The organism is Sporosarcina sp. FSL K6-1540, assembly GCF_038620285.1.
Lineage (GTDB): Bacteria > Bacillota > Bacilli > Bacillales_A > Planococcaceae > Sporosarcina > Sporosarcina psychrophila.
Genome location: NZ_CP152018.1, coordinates 3,351,665 through 3,366,665, shown reverse-complemented (window position 1 = coordinate 3,366,665; position 15,001 = coordinate 3,351,665). Strand labels below are relative to the sequence as shown.

The 15,001-nt window shown below is 38.3% G+C and carries 14 protein-coding genes; 8 read left to right on the top strand and 6 right to left on the bottom strand.

All coding sequences use genetic code 11. The features are described 5' to 3' along the window. The first annotated feature begins 256 nt into the window (after positions 1-256). From MKY15_RS15905 to MKY15_RS15895, 3 genes are all read left to right on the top strand, one after another. The gene (locus MKY15_RS15905; protein WP_342537992.1) at positions 257-715 is read left to right on the top strand and encodes a hypothetical protein; all 459 of its coding nucleotides are present in this window, start codon (positions 257-259) and stop codon (positions 713-715) included. Further along, entirely contained in the window at positions 676-1,251 is a 576-nt protein-coding gene (locus tag MKY15_RS15900) for an EAL domain-containing protein (RefSeq protein ID WP_342539773.1), read from the top strand. Before MKY15_RS15905 ends, MKY15_RS15900 begins: the two co-directional genes overlap by 40 nt. Positions 1,252-1,366: 115 nt before the next feature. After that, entirely contained in the window at positions 1,367-2,284 is a 918-nt protein-coding gene (locus tag MKY15_RS15895) for a MerR family transcriptional regulator (RefSeq protein ID WP_187047427.1), read from the top strand. A 42-nt stretch (positions 2,285-2,326) separates the two neighbouring features. Here the strand turns inward: MKY15_RS15895 and MKY15_RS15890 are convergent, their stop codons facing one another. Beyond that, positions 2,327-2,740 carry a pyridoxamine 5'-phosphate oxidase family protein gene (locus tag MKY15_RS15890; protein WP_187047846.1) on the bottom strand — a complete coding sequence of 138 codons (414 nt, stop codon included), beginning with the start codon at positions 2,738-2,740 and terminating at the stop codon, positions 2,327-2,329. A gap of 104 nt (positions 2,741-2,844) precedes the next feature. Between MKY15_RS15890 and MKY15_RS15885 the strand changes: the two genes are divergently transcribed. The 5 genes from MKY15_RS15885 to MKY15_RS15865 all read left to right on the top strand — a co-directional run bounded on the left by MKY15_RS15885 (position 2,845) and on the right by MKY15_RS15865 (position 8,473). Continuing rightward, positions 2,845-3,303 carry a hypothetical protein gene (locus tag MKY15_RS15885; protein ID WP_187047426.1) on the top strand — a complete coding sequence of 153 codons (459 nt, stop codon included), beginning with the start codon at positions 2,845-2,847 and terminating at the stop codon, positions 3,301-3,303. Positions 3,304-4,514: 1,211 nt separating this feature from the next. Then, positions 4,515-5,597 carry an iron-siderophore ABC transporter substrate-binding protein gene (locus MKY15_RS15880; protein WP_067213905.1) on the top strand — a complete coding sequence of 361 codons (1,083 nt, stop codon included), beginning with the start codon at positions 4,515-4,517 and terminating at the stop codon, positions 5,595-5,597. Continuing rightward, complete coding sequence (locus MKY15_RS15875) at positions 5,590-6,630, top strand: iron ABC transporter permease (RefSeq protein ID WP_338652824.1); 1,041 nt, start codon at positions 5,590-5,592, stop codon at positions 6,628-6,630. Before MKY15_RS15880 ends, MKY15_RS15875 begins: the two co-directional genes overlap by 8 nt. Further along, the gene (locus tag MKY15_RS15870) at positions 6,627-7,658 is read left to right on the top strand and encodes an iron chelate uptake ABC transporter family permease subunit (RefSeq protein ID WP_067207974.1); all 1,032 of its coding nucleotides are present in this window, start codon (positions 6,627-6,629) and stop codon (positions 7,656-7,658) included. The genes MKY15_RS15875 and MKY15_RS15870 overlap by 4 nt, the downstream gene beginning before the upstream one ends. Further along, entirely contained in the window at positions 7,658-8,473 is an 816-nt protein-coding gene (locus MKY15_RS15865; protein ID WP_067207972.1) for an ABC transporter ATP-binding protein, read from the top strand. The genes MKY15_RS15870 and MKY15_RS15865 overlap by 1 nt, the downstream gene beginning before the upstream one ends. A gap of 447 nt (positions 8,474-8,920) precedes the next feature. Here the strand turns inward: MKY15_RS15865 and MKY15_RS15860 are convergent, their stop codons facing one another. From MKY15_RS15860 to MKY15_RS15840, 5 genes are all read right to left on the bottom strand, one after another. After that, positions 8,921-9,304, bottom strand: coding sequence for a VOC family protein (locus tag MKY15_RS15860; protein ID WP_067207969.1), 384 nt, complete (start codon positions 9,302-9,304; stop codon positions 8,921-8,923). Between the two features lie 204 nt (positions 9,305-9,508). Next, positions 9,509-9,784, bottom strand: coding sequence for a metalloregulator ArsR/SmtB family transcription factor (locus MKY15_RS15855; protein WP_067207967.1), 276 nt, complete (start codon positions 9,782-9,784; stop codon positions 9,509-9,511). A 376-nt stretch (positions 9,785-10,160) separates the two neighbouring features. Continuing rightward, complete coding sequence (gene ppsA / locus MKY15_RS15850) at positions 10,161-12,773, bottom strand: phosphoenolpyruvate synthase (RefSeq protein WP_342537991.1); 2,613 nt, start codon at positions 12,771-12,773, stop codon at positions 10,161-10,163. Between the two features lie 910 nt (positions 12,774-13,683). After that, a complete protein-coding gene (locus MKY15_RS15845) occupies positions 13,684-14,307 on the bottom strand; it encodes a GyrI-like domain-containing protein (RefSeq protein WP_342537990.1) in 624 nt (207 codons plus the stop codon). 451 nt (positions 14,308-14,758) lie between these two features. Next, a complete protein-coding gene (locus tag MKY15_RS15840; protein ID WP_067207961.1) occupies positions 14,759-14,947 on the bottom strand; it encodes a hypothetical protein in 189 nt (62 codons plus the stop codon). Between the last annotated feature and the right edge of the window lie 54 nt (positions 14,948-15,001).

The following is a 15,001-nucleotide window of genomic DNA, read 5'->3' as shown; positions in this document are numbered from 1 at the left end:
CTTATGTAATTTTGGTTTAAGTAGTTTACATTTTCGAGATTATTTAGCAGCTATCTATCCATTAATTTAATCGATTCAAAACTGTTACCCCTTTCCTAACTTCTCAATTCTTTTCTATTTCTGAACTCAATTAAAACAGAGTAATAAAAGTTTGTCAAACCTTTGTACACTCTAAACAATAAAACGTTATACAAATTATAAGGGTTGTTATATACTAGATGGAGAGGATTCTAGCCAAAGATTAGGAGGAGACTATATGCACATTTGTACTTCATGCAATCCAACGGAGCTGTTTTACAAAATCCGTATTTCTGGAGAAAGTAATTTAACTCACCTTCCCCAACTTATGTCTTACCTTAAAAGTAACGACTTATTGGTCAACTCCCGTGATAATATCATTGTTGTAAGAGAGGCTGCGGTTGCGGGGCTATACGATTATTTCAGTGATGTAATGGAAGTAAAGTCAATTTATTTTAAAGTGGACGACAGTGACTGGAAACCGATTAATGAAATAATTGAATTGCTAGAATTTAAACGGATTGACCAGGTCATACTTAAAAACAACGTCACATTTCACATACAGCCAATCGTTACGAAAAGCCAAGAAGTCTTTGCTTATGAAATGCTGGCCCGTTTCCAAGATGATAACGGAAATTCTGTGGCTCCAAGTAAAGTATTTACAGCAGCAAAAAAAGAAACCGTACTTATGCGCTAGATCGCGTTTGCAGAATTGCTGCCGTTAGGAACGCCGCCGCTATTCATAAGAAAGTGTTCATTAACTTTATCCCGACTTCAATCTACTCTCCCGAACATTGTCTCAGAACTACCGTTCAACTTGCAATTCAGTTGGGGATCCCTTTTTCTCAATTAGTCTTTGAAGTAGTTGAGACAGAAAGTGTGGATGATATTGAGCATTTGAAAAAAATATTAACTTTTTACAGAGAAAGGGGTTTACACTACGCGCTGGATGATGTGGGTGTAGGCTTTAGCACAATTGAAGTCCTTGAACAATTAATGCCCAATTATATGAAGTTAGACATGAAATTTGTACAGGGGGTATCTGGTGATTTAACAAAACAGGCAGCTGCTAAAAAGTTTTTATCGAGTGCCTTACAAGTTGGTGCAATTCCGCTTGCTGAAGGGATTGAAGAGCGAGAAGACTTTGAATGGTTGAAAGAGGTCGGATACGAATTATTCCAAGGCTATTTGTTTGGAAAGCCAACACCTATCCCAACAGACCTAGCCAAATGATAGGCTGTGTTGGGATCGAATTTCCCCATTGTATAACGTTAAAACTACAACATTGTACAAAACATCCAAATTCCCTATACTTACACTAAGACTTCTAGTTTGTCGAAAGGATGTAATGAACATAATCACTCCAGCAGATTCTAATGGTTTATATTTTATACAACAAGTTTCAGACATGACAGGATTATCGAAACAAGTAATCCGCAAGTGGGAAGAACGTTATAATCTTGTACAACCCAATCGATTAGAAAATGGCTATCGTATATATAGTGAGGCAGATATCAACTCCCTATTAAATGTGAAGACTCTTTCTGGGCAAGGACATTCCATTAAGCGTGCTGTCGAACTTACAAAGGATAGACGTAAGTTGTTAGATACTGTTCCAGATCCAATCCATGCGATTCAACATCAAAAATTGCTAAATGATTATGTCTTTCAACTTCTAGAAAAAGGATCCTATTGTGATGAATTGGAATTATATCTAGTGTTGCAGCAGGCTTATCATTCTTTCGGATTAAACGATTTTTTAACATCTGTGATTGTTCCATTTTTAAATGAGGTCGGTAATAAATGGCACATGAAGGAATGGAGCGAGTATCAGGAATCTGTCTCAAGCTTGGTCGTACGAGACTTCCTAGTGCAAATTCGTCGTAACTATCAAAGCAGTGACGATGCACCTTTAGTCTTAGGAGCATGCCTGCCTTATGAACGTCATGAAATCCCTTTGCACATACTATTATTGCAATTTATGATGAAAGGCTGGAAAACAGTATTGGTTGGTACTTCTCCTGCTCCTGGCGCTATAGAGTCTCTGGTAGAAAAATTGAAGCCTGCAAAAGTACTGCTATCAGCAACAACAACAGCCCCTTTTATAAATGATCCGGATTTACTGGAGAGTTTAGATCAGTTTGCAGCTAATAATAAACATATTGATTTTTACCTAGGTGGCATGGGTGCACTCGACTACGCAACAAACAAAACACTTCAGGCAATCCACGTCACCAGTTCACTTGAAGAAGCCTTACGCCAATAAACCAAAAAAAGGTACCAGCTCCTAATGCTGGTACCTCTTTGATCATAGTGTAATCTCTTTTGGTTCGTCACCTTTTTTATTCATCAGCCGAATTGAATCTGGTGAAATTTTCAAGATAACAAGATCGGAATCCTCAGGACCACTGAACCATGGTTTCAGATGCTCATTCCATACTTTTTCTTTTACACTTTCATCGTCGGAAATACTGACAGTTCCTTCTATTTCAAGATATTCGTCACCCACACCTTCTCCTTCATAACCAATTAAGATATGGGTATGTGGATTCACTTCAAGTTCATCCACTTTCTGCGTTTGTTTTGATGTTGCGGTGTAAAGCGTAAATTCATCACTGAAAAAAGTCATATAACGAGTGTGTGGCTTGTTTTGTTGAACTGTAGCCATCGTACCCACGAAGCTTTCTTTCAATATTTTCAGTGCTTGTTTTTTTTCATCCATCATTATCTACTCCCTTTTTTAGCCCTATTGGAGTTTACCTCGCTAAGAAGTGAACTAAACATCATTTACTGAAATGGAAATAAATAAGTGCAAGGGGTGAAAATATGCTTTTAACAAGACGGGGCCTGCAAAGAGCTTTTTTATATGGACTGATTTCAGGTTTATTCTTAGCTGCATTATTAAAAATTATTGAGCACATTACTCGTTTTAAAGTTTACACGCTATTATTAAACGTCGATTATATTCCTTACATCAAAACGTTTGTCTTTCCAGAACTTGTTGAAGTAGGTTTTCATCTAATTGTCTCGATAGCTTTATCGATTTGTTTGTATTTGATGATTATTAATGGAAAGATTTCATCTAGTAGGAAAATCATTGTTTTATGTACCTTCGTCTCTTTCATCATTGGTGTAGCAATATTCCCTACGACCACATTTTCCGACAGAACGCCTGCATTTACTAGTATTCCCTCATTTTCATACTGGATTGTAGGGCACATTATGTATGGCTGTATAATGGGTATATTGTTTGCTCGTTATTTAACAAAAGAAAAAGGATTTTAAGCCGTCAGAAGTCAAGGTGCAGAAACAGTATTCCTCCGCCAATCGTTGTAAAACGGCATGCGTAGCCAATATTGAAATATCCGTGAATAATTCAATATACAATGTACAGGCTTTCCCTTTTGATGGTCCCAAATTCATATAATAATTTAGGTGTTTATAATTGATAATTTGTTCTAACAAGAGTTAAACAGTAATTTTTTTCTACTACAAATCGCCTTTTCATTCGAAAGCTATTGTCCTGTCATTATTCATCATAATGAGTCACCTATTTCCAATCAAAAAGAAGAGAGGTAAGTATGACTACTCCCTCCCTTCCTCTCGAATATAATGATTAGGTTATAATGTTGCTTGCCAACCTCCGGTACCCGAAGTCCGGTAAGTGTATCAAGTTTTCACGGTGCCTAATCATCACCAGATTTTTAACCTCAGGATTCCACAAAAGACACCCCGATGCCCATTAACCTTTCCTTTGAAAAAATCTTAGTCATGGCCAATGGTCAACTTTATTATATGCATCGTCACATGAAATATGCACGATAGCCTGATCTAAGTAATTATATCTAAATACATAGCTTCCAAGTCTTACTTATACGTCAATGTTTGGAGTGTTTAATCCAAATTAGTTCTATCAACTTATACTGATTTTTAAACATTTCTGCATTAATCAAGGCATCAGAAACAGATAGGTGAATGTTTTTAGTTTCCGCCGTCTGTTTTCTTGATTCCAAATAGCGCAAAGAACTCCAGGTTCATCCTTTTTTTTAAAAAAATTCTGAGTTTTTTGTTATGCATTATTATCACTGAGAGTTTTTTGATTTTGTAAGAGTAAAGTGACGAAAATTCATTTCCCAATTCCAGAAGGGATATTAAAGCGGCTAGATTACACTATTGAGTACCAATGAATCGTGGAAATCAAAGAAGATTTGGATACCTATTCCCTCCCAACCGTACATCGCATGTAGCTCTAATAAATTTTCATTGACAACCTATCAAAGTAAATATACATTAATAGAGAATGATTATCATTATCAATTATAAAAAGGAGACAATTAAAGAAAAATTTTATCCCCTTACTGATTCTTTGATCATCTTCGGAAGGTAAAGTTAAAACATCTTTCAAAAAACTTTACAAAATAAATAATGTGAGTTTATTCCGTAAAGTTAGTCACCAATCACTAAAAATACATTTTACGATAAGGAAGGTTATGAAAATGAATACGAAACTAAAAATCTCATTAAAAGCATTACTAATTTCGGCAATGGCTATGATACTACTAGTTGGTTGTTCAGGTGAGAAATCAAGTTCAACACCTGATTCATCATCGGAAAGTACCGAAACATCTAAAACAGAAAAACCTGCTTCTCAAGATGAAAATACTGAATTTCCGATCGTAATAAAGCATGCATTTGGCGAAACTGAAATTGCTAGCAAGCCTGAACGAGTTGTTACAGTTCAATGGGCTAATCATGATGTTGTTCTCGCTCTTGGAGTTATACCTGTAGGCTTCTCAGCCGCTAATTACGGGGTTCAGGATGACAGCGGACTTTTGCCTTGGACAGCTAAAAAACTCGAGGAACTCGGCGCAGATGAACCTAATATCTTCCAGGATACCGATGGTCTTGATTTTGAGGCTATTTCAGATGCAAATCCTGATGTAATTCTTGCAGCTTACTCGGGTATAACACAGGAAGACTATGATGTTCTTAGTAAAATCGCTCCAGTCGTAGCCTATCAGGACGCTCCTTGGGCAACCGAATGGCGTGACCAAGTTATATTAAATTCAACAGGTATGGGAATGAAAGCAGAAGGCGAACAACTTATTAAGGACACTGAGAAACTAATTGAGGAGGAATCAAGTAAATATCCTGAGATGGAAGGCAAAAAAGTTGCCTGGGTCAACTTCTCGGCTAAAGATATGTCTAAACTCCATCTTTATACACCTAAAGATCCTCGAGGTGCTTTTCTAATTGAGCTAGGTATGGAATATCCTGAAAGTATCACGAATCAGATTACTGATCCTACTAGCTACTCATTGTCATTAAGCGCTGAGAATGCTGACATTCTTAACGACGTTGATATCATAATTGGATATGGTGATGAAAGCCTTTATGAAGCAGTTAAAGCTGATCCCCTGTTAGGCAAAATTCCAGCGATTCAAAGAGGTTCTGTTGTGTTCATTGGTAACGATACTCCTATGGCCGCTTCTGGAAATCCAAATCCACTTGCGATATCTTATACGATTGATGAATACCTTGAATTAATAGGAGGAGCCATTAAGAAATTAAATGAATAGTATATCGGTTTCCAAAATAAAAAAGTCAAGCTTACATATTCCGAAGAATTTTATAACAGTTCTGGTGATCTGTTTTGTCCTGCTCGGCTTGTGCATGTTTGCATCCCTGGCTTTAGGTTCTCGTATGGTGGGATTAAATGAAGTGATGGACGGTTTATTTCACCCTGACGTAAACTCCTACGAAGCAAATGTGGTTCGCAAAAGGATTTCACGAACAGTTTTCAGTTTACTTTGCGGTGCAGCACTCGGAGTTTCAGGAGCGCTTATGCAAGCGGTCACTCGCAACCCGATTGCAGACCCGAGTATACTGGGAGTTAATACAGGTGCATCATTGTTTGTCGTTTGCGGAATTGCATTCTTTAACATAAGCAGCGCCAATCAATATATATGGCTAGCTTTAGCTGGTGCTGCGCTTACTGCGATTTTCGTATTTGGTATTGGCTCTATGGGGCGTAGTGGAGCTACGCCCATTAAGCTTGTTTTGGCGGGAGCCGCTACAAGTGCCGCCCTTTCTTCCCTAGTCATCGCAATAATGATCCCACGTTCTCATGTCATGGATCAATTCAGGTTTTGGCAGGTAGGAAGTGTTGGCTCAGCAAACTGGAGCGCTATTACGACTTTTACCCCTTTTTTGATAATTGGAATACTGATAGCTATTATTTCTGCACCAGCACTAAATGCACTTGCCCTGGGAGACGATGTTGCAACCGGACTCGGCGTTAAAACAGGAATACTGAGGCTTGTTGCAGCTCTTGGGGCCGTTCTTTTGTGCGGCTCAGCTACTGCCCTGGCAGGTCCAATTGGCTTTGTTGGGCTTTTATCAACCCACGTCATGCGCCTTATTCTTGGCCCTGACCTGCGTTTTGTTATACCGATGTCTGCTATTTCAGGAGCCATCATTTTGACTGTATCAGATGTAAGCGGCAGGCTCATCGGTAGCCCTGGAGAGCTTGAAGTCGGTGTAGTTACAGCATTTATAGGAGCACCGATACTAATACTATTAGCTATGAAATCGAAAGTGCGGTCATTATGAAAAATGAATCTGTTAAGTTTATTATGGCGGGCAGACGTCAAAGACACCGTCGATGGATACTTGTTACCGGCTCCCTGGCAGCACTTGCATTCATTCTTTGCTGTGCGATGCTTTTACTGGGGAACACCATCTATCCCGTAATAGATGTAATCCGAGTACTTTCTGGAGAAGAACTCCAAGGTGCTTCTTTTGCCATTAATACCATACGTCTACCAAGAATGCTGGCAGGTCTTTTCGCTGGATTCGCTTTCGGCATTGCCGGAAACACCTTTCAGACTATGTTGCGCAATCCCCTAGCTAACCCGAATGTAATCGGTATTACTAGCGGCTCGAGCGCAGCGGCTGTTTTTTGTATAGTCATACTTCATACTAGCGGAGCTGTTGTTTCCATTGCTTCCGTGATTGCTGGCCTTGCTACTGTAATACTAATTTACATATTATCTAGGGGAAAGTCATTTTCAATCGGGAGATTAATTCTTATCGGAATAGGCATACAAGCCATGCTTGGCGCTTTGATATCCTATCTTTTGCTGATCGGTGCAGAACAAGATCTCCCCGCAGCGTTCAGATGGCTCAGCGGTAGCCTCAATGGCTCACAAATGCACGAACTTCCGCCTTTGATACTATCAGTTTTCATCTTTACGCCTATTATTATAGTCCTAGGAAAACACCTAAGTATATTGGAACTTGGAGAACAGTCGGCCACTTCTCTCGGAGTGAACACGGACAAGACAAGAATTGTGCTTATTTTTAGTTCCGTCTGCATGATTTCTCTTGCTACTGCTACCACGGGCCCAATAGCATTTGTCTCCTTCCTCTCCGGACCGATTGCAAAAAGACTAGTCGGAGTTGGCTTCTCAAGCGCAATTCCCGCAGGTCTTGTTGGCGTTAATTTAGTTTTGGCGGCAGATCTAATCGGACAATTTGCTTTTGTGGCCAGATACCCCGTGGGCGTCATTACTGGAATACTCGGAGCGCCGTATCTGATCTTCCTGCTAATCCGAATGAATCGAAGGGGAGAATTATAATGAAACCGACACATGTTTTTCAAGCCGAAGAGATAGTAGCGGGCTATGATAATAAAACGATCATCCATGGAGTCAGCCTTATTATCCCAAGTAATAAAATAAGCGTTATTATTGGAGCAAATGCCTGCGGAAAGTCTACGCTTCTTAAAACACTATCAAGGCTTATAAAGCCTACGTCTGGAAAAATCACCCTTGACGGAAGACCCATCAGCAAAATCCCATCAAAACAATTAGCTCGTGTTTTAGGACTGCTACCGCAATCCCCCATTGTTCCAGAAGGAATTTCTGTCGCTGATTTGGTTGGACGCGGAAGATTTCCGCACCAATCATTGCTCAGCGGTTGGACAAAAAAGGATTATGATGCAGTCGCCGAAGCTATGAGTATTATGGATATAACTGAGCTTGCAAATAATGATATTGACGAGCTTTCTGGCGGTCAAAGACAGCGCGTCTGGATCGCAATGGCTCTGGCTCAACAAACAGATATTTTATTTCTTGATGAACCGACAACCTTTTTAGATATCACATATCAAGTCGAAATTCTTGACCTACTCACAGACCTTAACCGAAAGCACGGAACTACGATTGTAATGGTTCTTCATGATATAAACTTGTCCGCTCGCTATGCAGACTATATTTTTGCACTTCGTAAAGGAAAGCTTATAGTTGAGGGTGAGCCATCAAAGGTTATTACAAGCACATTAGTTAAAGACATATTCGGCCTCGATTGTATGGTGATAAAAGACCCTGTTTCAGGCTCTCCTTTTGCCATACCAAAAGGACGTTATCATGTTAATAATGAATGTACTCCTTAAATGACCCAAACAGTGAATCAAACTACACGATTTTATTTAAGCATTCATCATTGCCCTTATGCTTATGTGCACATTCACTTCAGCATTGCCAGTATTCCTTTCGACCTCCACTGCTTTGATTCGACACCAATACAGTAGAGGATTTTGAAAGGCAACAAGCTTTTTTATTCTTTAAGTTGCATAACACTATAAGTAAATATAAAAAAGTCCAATTTCTCAGTATTATAATTGAGAAATTGGACTTTTTTCGTTACTCCGGAAAAGTGCCCTTTGATGGAATAACCTTAATTCTGAAGCAATGCTGATTAACCGCTCAGTGAATCACTAGCTAGTTTAAATAAAAACTCCCTACATACGCAGATACTCAGTTCTTTCCTATACCAAACGCTTTGGTGCCACGCGTTAATAGGTTGCTTAGCTTAACTCTATTCTGTTATCCGCATAAAGTTACTGCTGGATTATCTGAATATGGTTTCCACATGTATCGTCGAAGACAGCTATTGTAACTTCGCCCATTTCTGTTGGCTCTATAGAAAAGTTCACGCCGTGTTTCAATAACCTATCGTACTCTTTGCGAACATCTTCAACACCAAACATTGTTACAGGTATGCCTTCTTCAAATAGTTTCTTTTGATACTCCTTGGCTGCTGGATGATTATTTGGTTCGAGCAAAATCTCAGTACCTTCTTGCTCCTCGGGAGAAACAAGTGCAATCCATCTAAATTCTCCGGTAGGAACGTCATGCTTTTTTACAAAGCCCAACGTTTCTGAATAAAACTCTAGTGCCTTGTCTTGATCTTCTACGAATATACTAGTAACAATAATTTTCATACTGTTTTTTGCCTCCTTTGATATTTGCGATGTATAGTGCTGTGCTAACAATCTGGTTGCAAGTGAAAAACACAAGTTCGTTCGAAACCCTATTTCTATAATATCCTTTTTTAATAAACCATTCAAAATACACTCAGTGACTTCATCCGCTTTTTATCCCCTTACTTACGTCTGCGGAATATTTTTTCTTGTTTTTCCACAAAATCACTTTATCCATCCATTCAGCAAGTTTTTAAGTGGTTCGGTGTTGAACATAAGTACTCGATATTTTCCCTTTCGTTTTGATTTTACAAGCCCTGCATCTTCCAATACAGTAAGATGTTTAGCTATCCCTTGTCGCGAAATGGTAAGGTTGTGCTTCGTAATGAGACGTACCGTAAGTTCATACAACGTTAGCTCGTTGCGTTCGGATAGTTCGTCTAATATCAGCCGCCGAGTCGAGTCGCCAAGTGCTTTGAATATAGCGTCTTTGTCCTTCATACATTAAGTATAAGCAACCGTGTAGTTGCTTGTCAATCGAACCGGATGCATACAATCCTTTTTCCAACTACCAAAGTTCACTTCATAAACTCAAGAAGTAACCTTAGCCCGAACCATCATGATTTTCACTTTCCCCAATAATTTGCGCTTATTTAAATTGTTATTTTGCACATCCAACTTTAAAAACCCAGCTACCTTCAAATAAGAAGATTGCTGGGTTTCATAATTATTTATAAAAAAATCCGGATTTCCCTAATTAGAAAATGACTGCTCATACGTCCTAGTCACAGGGTTCTAAACATAGACCCCAAAGCACCATGATGTCAATGATTCTTCTAATTCGTATGCTCTTCTTTTATGATTTAAATGTAATGAATTATATTATTTCTATATACCCTTCTGTTCCATTTACTCGAATACGTTGTCCATCTTTTATCAGCTTGGTAGCATTCTCCACTCCGACAACTGCTGGTAAGCCGTATTCACGTGCGATAACTGCTCCATGGGTCATCAGTCCACCAACTTCGGTAACAAGACCTTTTATGGAGACAAATAATGGTGTCCAGCCGGGATCAGTAAAGGAGGTGACTAATATATCTCCTTCTTTTAAAACAGCTTCTTCCATGTTTAAGATGACACGTGCTCGTCCCTCAATAACTCCAGAAGAAACAGGTAGTCCTACAATCGCTTCGGCTGGGAGATTTTCTCGTTTGTAGTTACCTGCAATGATTTCACCATCAGACGTGAGTACACGTGGGGGCGTTAGTTTTCCATAAAATTTGTAGTCGTTCTTACGTTTGCTGATAATCTCGAAATCCAGTTTTTTTGTTCGTACGACTTCACGAAGTTCTTCAAATGTGAGATAGTATATATCTTCTTTTTTATGAATAACGTTGGCTTGTACGAGTTGTTCGGCTTCTTTCAGTAACGCCTGCTTATAAACGAAGTAGCGACTAATCATGCCGTATTTTGGATATTCACGATAACCGATGAAATTCCGGATTAGGCTAATCACTCGTTTTGTCTCTTCGGCTTTTCGTTTGCCATCCGGTAATTGCATCAATCGATCTACTAACTCTTGTTCTTTTTTCAAAGCTGCCTGCCGCCCTTGCTCAAATTTCCGTTTGCCCGAATTAGGCTCAAGTTCTTTGATGTTGCTGAGAAGCATAGGGACAAGTGTAGTTGGTTTTTCACTCCAACGAGTTTTAGTTATATCGATTTCTCCAGCACATCGCATTCCGTATTTGTTGAGATAAGCTATTATTGCATCTTGGCTTTCCTGTCCACCTTCAAACGTAACGATTCCCTCCAAAAAGTTATCATCTTTTACATGCTGTAAATAATGAATTACTTCTGGATATGGACGAATCACATCTGCGACATCCAATAGCGCCAGACCCATTTCCGAAGTAATATTGTTTGGTACAGATTGGGAAAGCGTATCTGCTACGTTCTTTTCACCTAACCACATATTCATTTTTTCATTGATCCATGATGAAGCATCCATAGCAGTCATAATCACACCCAAACTTTGTGGGTCAAATAGAATCTTCTTTAATTGCTGCAGATCTTCTAGTATAAAATCAAATAAATCTGATCCTGATTTCGTTTGGATGGTTTGTTTTAACTCGTTTATCGATGTTTCACTACTATTTATCAATTCAGAAACGATTGTAGGATCGTTTTTGAATTGTGTTTGAAAACCCGCAGAAGACATACTTTTATTACTACTACTTGGACTCAGCTCTTTGTCATCAGTTGGTAACAATTTAATGAAATCCCGCTCGATTATGGTCATTAGTGCGTCTTTTATGAGCGGATCGGATTGTCCCAGCGTATCTACTAAAATTTCTCTGCTAACAGGTGAAGCCAGACTATGTGTGATATCAACAAACAGCCTTCCACCAGCTTTACGCATGGGTGCAGGGGTCGTTAACAGGTAAAAAGCCAATCCTAATGGTTTCATGGGGTCGGTCATCATTTGTTGATGACCGACAGAAACGTAAACGTGATTTTCTTGATCATTCGCTTCAGGGACAGGGAATAAAGTAGTGATTGGGCGACTCTGGACAATATAAAATGTATCTTCAACCAAACACCATTCGATATCTTGTGGGCAACCAAAATAAGCTTCAATCTGTCTTCCTTTGCGTGCTAGTTGTAAAATTTGTTGGTCAGTAAGTGTTTGAGACTTTTGCAGATCAGGATTGATCTGCTGCGTCTCTGTTCCGCCTTCTTTTAGCCCATAGGTAGCCAGTTTTTTGGTTGCTATCATCTTATCGACGATTTCATCTTCTTGCACCTTATAGCAATCCGCCGATACCAAGCCGGAAACAAGGGCCTCCCCTAGTCCAAAGCTAGCATCGATCGATAGTAGCTTTCGATTAGAAGTAAGCGGATCAGCAGTAAATAAAATTCCTGAAGCCTGTGGAAAAATCATGCGTTGAATGATAACGGATAGGAAAACTTGGCTGTGATCAAATCCATTTTGGATTCGGTAAATTACTGCGCGATCAGTAAATAGGGAAGCCCAACATTTACTGATGTGGCGCAATACTTTATCTCTTCCGATGATATTTAAATAAGTGTCATGTTGACCAGCAAAGGAGGCAAATGGAAGATCCTCGGCTGTTGCACTTGAACGAACAGCATATGCATGCTCTAGGCCAAATGTTAAGAGACATCGATCGATATCTTGTTCGATCCCCTTCTCGATTTCAATCCCCTCAATCAGCTCACGAATCTTCCAGCTAATTTCACTAATTCTTTTTCGTTCGTCCACTTTTTGAACTGCTAGTTGATCTAGTAATTGTTGAAGCTCCTCATTTTCCCCAATGACTCTTTTATATGCCTCAGTGGTAACACAAAAACCTTCTGGTACAAGTGTTCCTTCAATCCTCGAACACTCACCCAAATTCATCCCTTTGCCACCAACCACCATTTGACTCATTTTATCGATTTCCCGTAACTCTAGTACATATGGTTTCATTTCTTTCCCTCCCATTTATCGCTCAATACCAAGACGAATCATATGACAAAAGTTGTTCATCTGATCAACCAATTACGCTGTCCACTCGTTCTTGCTCCTGGCGAAGTTCCATATTCACATCAAACACTTCTTTTTTCAAAAAATGATTGACTAAAAAGGGATTTATGATGTATAATTAAAATAGGGTAATCTATACATAATCCACTTAAATAGCGTATAACTATATAAATTTACCACAGTTCCTCATTTTTTTCAATGAATTTATGCAATCATAATTGTTGCGAATTCGAAGATGAAAAATGATATCAAATTATTTAGTGTAGCATCAGGAAAACACGGATTTAAAACATTAAGAAATTCCAATATTAAAAAGCCTAATTCCTTAGTATTAATATTAAGATATTGGGCTTTTTTCGTTCCCCCTTATTAAAGAGCCTAATCACTGAGCACACTGCTGTTCAATTTGAAAGAGACGTTTTTTTCACTTTTTATAAACAATCAATTCCAACCAAATTCTTACCATAAAAAAACACCTAAAACATTGAAATCAACAATGTTTTAGGTGTTTTTTATTGAATCAATTTTCGTTACATAATGTCCCACGAGGACGTTTTTAGAGCGTTTAATTCCTGATATACCTAGGTTTCTTCTATTCAATCTCTATAATATGTGTAAGGCTTTTCATGACGTTATTTGTTATAAAGACTTACTTTTCCGAGTTAACGCTACCCAATATTCTCTTTAACTATATACACTGACCACTTATGTATTTTGCAACTTCAAATACTCTTTTTCGAATTCATTCGTCTGGCATAGAATAGCATTACTAATTGAATGGAAATATACAAAATACAGCTTGGGGTATTCGAGAATACGATTCGTTATAAATAAAGCGCGAAACGAACATTTTTTATTTAGAAACTTTAAATCTTAGCACAGTCTTTAATTTTTCTGGAGCTGTTCTTCTTGCATCTGTAATATAGATTTCTCTATGGCTTTTTTCAATTCGTATCAAACCTTGTTCCTCACAATACTTTTCCATCTTAGAAAACGTTTCTGGTTCTTTATCGTAGCTACCATGGTGCATCATCTGAACACATAATCCATCAGATAAAGATTCGAGTGTTGCTGTATCAACTGGTAAATGTTTCTTTTTTGCTCGTACACTTTCAACAGCCCTTTGAAAAAGTTCCCTCGTCACAAAGTCAGGCTGTCTGATCATTAGTTGATAGACAAAATGATTTTTATCCAGGTAATCTAATTTTCTTCCCTCTTCATCTAAATCCCAAATTCCTTCAAGCGGAAATACTGTATATTCATAGTAGTCTTTTGGTGTGTAGCCACCCTTTGGCATCATTCGAATACTATAAGACAATGCATATAAAATTTCCACATTTACCCGGAATGAATCGCTATCTGGATCTCCTGCACCTTGCAATTTGATATACGACTTTTCGGTATCATTGTAAATAGTAGGTATCTGTTTTGGTAAATAGATTTTTTTATCGTTTTTTCGCCACTCATACTTTATCAATAAATTGCCCCCCTCATACTTCGTTTCTCTATCTACTACATTGTGCCAATTTGCTTCTTCCCATCCCAAGCGGGCTTCCACACGTGCATACTTTAACCGCCTTTTCTATTTATAATTGCTGCCTAGTTTTGTATGGTATTATCTTCGTCAAAATCGCCACCACTTCAGACTAGACTTGTTCCTTCTATAATAGGGGATTCAAGTGAAAGTATCAAAAAAACTCAAAATATTCTAGCCTGTACAATCTAGATAGCATATCTTATCTTCATTTCTCATATTTCTATTCCCTCTTTCAGTAACGTACTCGTTAGTTGAATAAGTGTTACCCATAAGAGTGAAATACCATATTTTTTTACAATGCCATTGTATGTTTGCAACCTTTTAGATAACAATATATTTGTGAGTAGTAACTTAAAAAGACTCAGAATAACTTCTGAGTCTAAACTTCTTATCATTTTCTCCCCAGTAGCGCCATTAAACCTTTATACATTAGGACAAGGGAGAAAATCACAATTGCCAAAATACCTATTAAGTTAGTTATCGGCTCTAAACCCGCTAAAAAAGTATCTGATAAGGGAACCTTTAATAATGCAAATCCAGCTAAAATACTAGCCAACATCAAAAGAATAAATCGATCCATTTAGTTTAACCTCCTCTCAATACATTATATGAACAAGTAAAAGGAAGGTTGAAC

What these genes read in the sequence shown, in the direction of transcription:
- MKY15_RS15905 (WP_342537992.1), top strand. Translation starts at nt 257, where the DNA reads ATGCACATTTGTACTTCATGCAATCCAACGGAGCTGTTTTACAAAATC.
- MKY15_RS15895 (WP_187047427.1), top strand. Translation starts at nt 1,367, where the DNA reads ATGAACATAATCACTCCAGCAGATTCTAATGGTTTATATTTTATACAA.
- MKY15_RS15890 (WP_187047846.1), bottom strand. Translation starts at nt 2,740, where the DNA reads ATGGATGAAAAAAAACAAGCACTGAAAATATTGAAAGAAAGCTTCGTG.
- MKY15_RS15885 (WP_187047426.1), top strand. Translation starts at nt 2,845, where the DNA reads ATGCTTTTAACAAGACGGGGCCTGCAAAGAGCTTTTTTATATGGACTG.
- MKY15_RS15880 (WP_067213905.1), top strand. Translation starts at nt 4,515, where the DNA reads ATGAATACGAAACTAAAAATCTCATTAAAAGCATTACTAATTTCGGCA.
- MKY15_RS15875 (WP_338652824.1), top strand. Translation starts at nt 5,590, where the DNA reads ATGAATAGTATATCGGTTTCCAAAATAAAAAAGTCAAGCTTACATATT.
- MKY15_RS15870 (WP_067207974.1), top strand. Translation starts at nt 6,627, where the DNA reads ATGAAAAATGAATCTGTTAAGTTTATTATGGCGGGCAGACGTCAAAGA.
- MKY15_RS15865 (WP_067207972.1), top strand. Translation starts at nt 7,658, where the DNA reads ATGAAACCGACACATGTTTTTCAAGCCGAAGAGATAGTAGCGGGCTAT.
- MKY15_RS15860 (WP_067207969.1), bottom strand. Translation starts at nt 9,304, where the DNA reads ATGAAAATTATTGTTACTAGTATATTCGTAGAAGATCAAGACAAGGCA.
- MKY15_RS15855 (WP_067207967.1), bottom strand. Translation starts at nt 9,784, where the DNA reads ATGAAGGACAAAGACGCTATATTCAAAGCACTTGGCGACTCGACTCGG.
- ppsA (WP_342537991.1), bottom strand. Translation starts at nt 12,773, where the DNA reads ATGAAACCATATGTACTAGAGTTACGGGAAATCGATAAAATGAGTCAA.
- MKY15_RS15840 (WP_067207961.1), bottom strand. Translation starts at nt 14,947, where the DNA reads ATGGATCGATTTATTCTTTTGATGTTGGCTAGTATTTTAGCTGGATTT.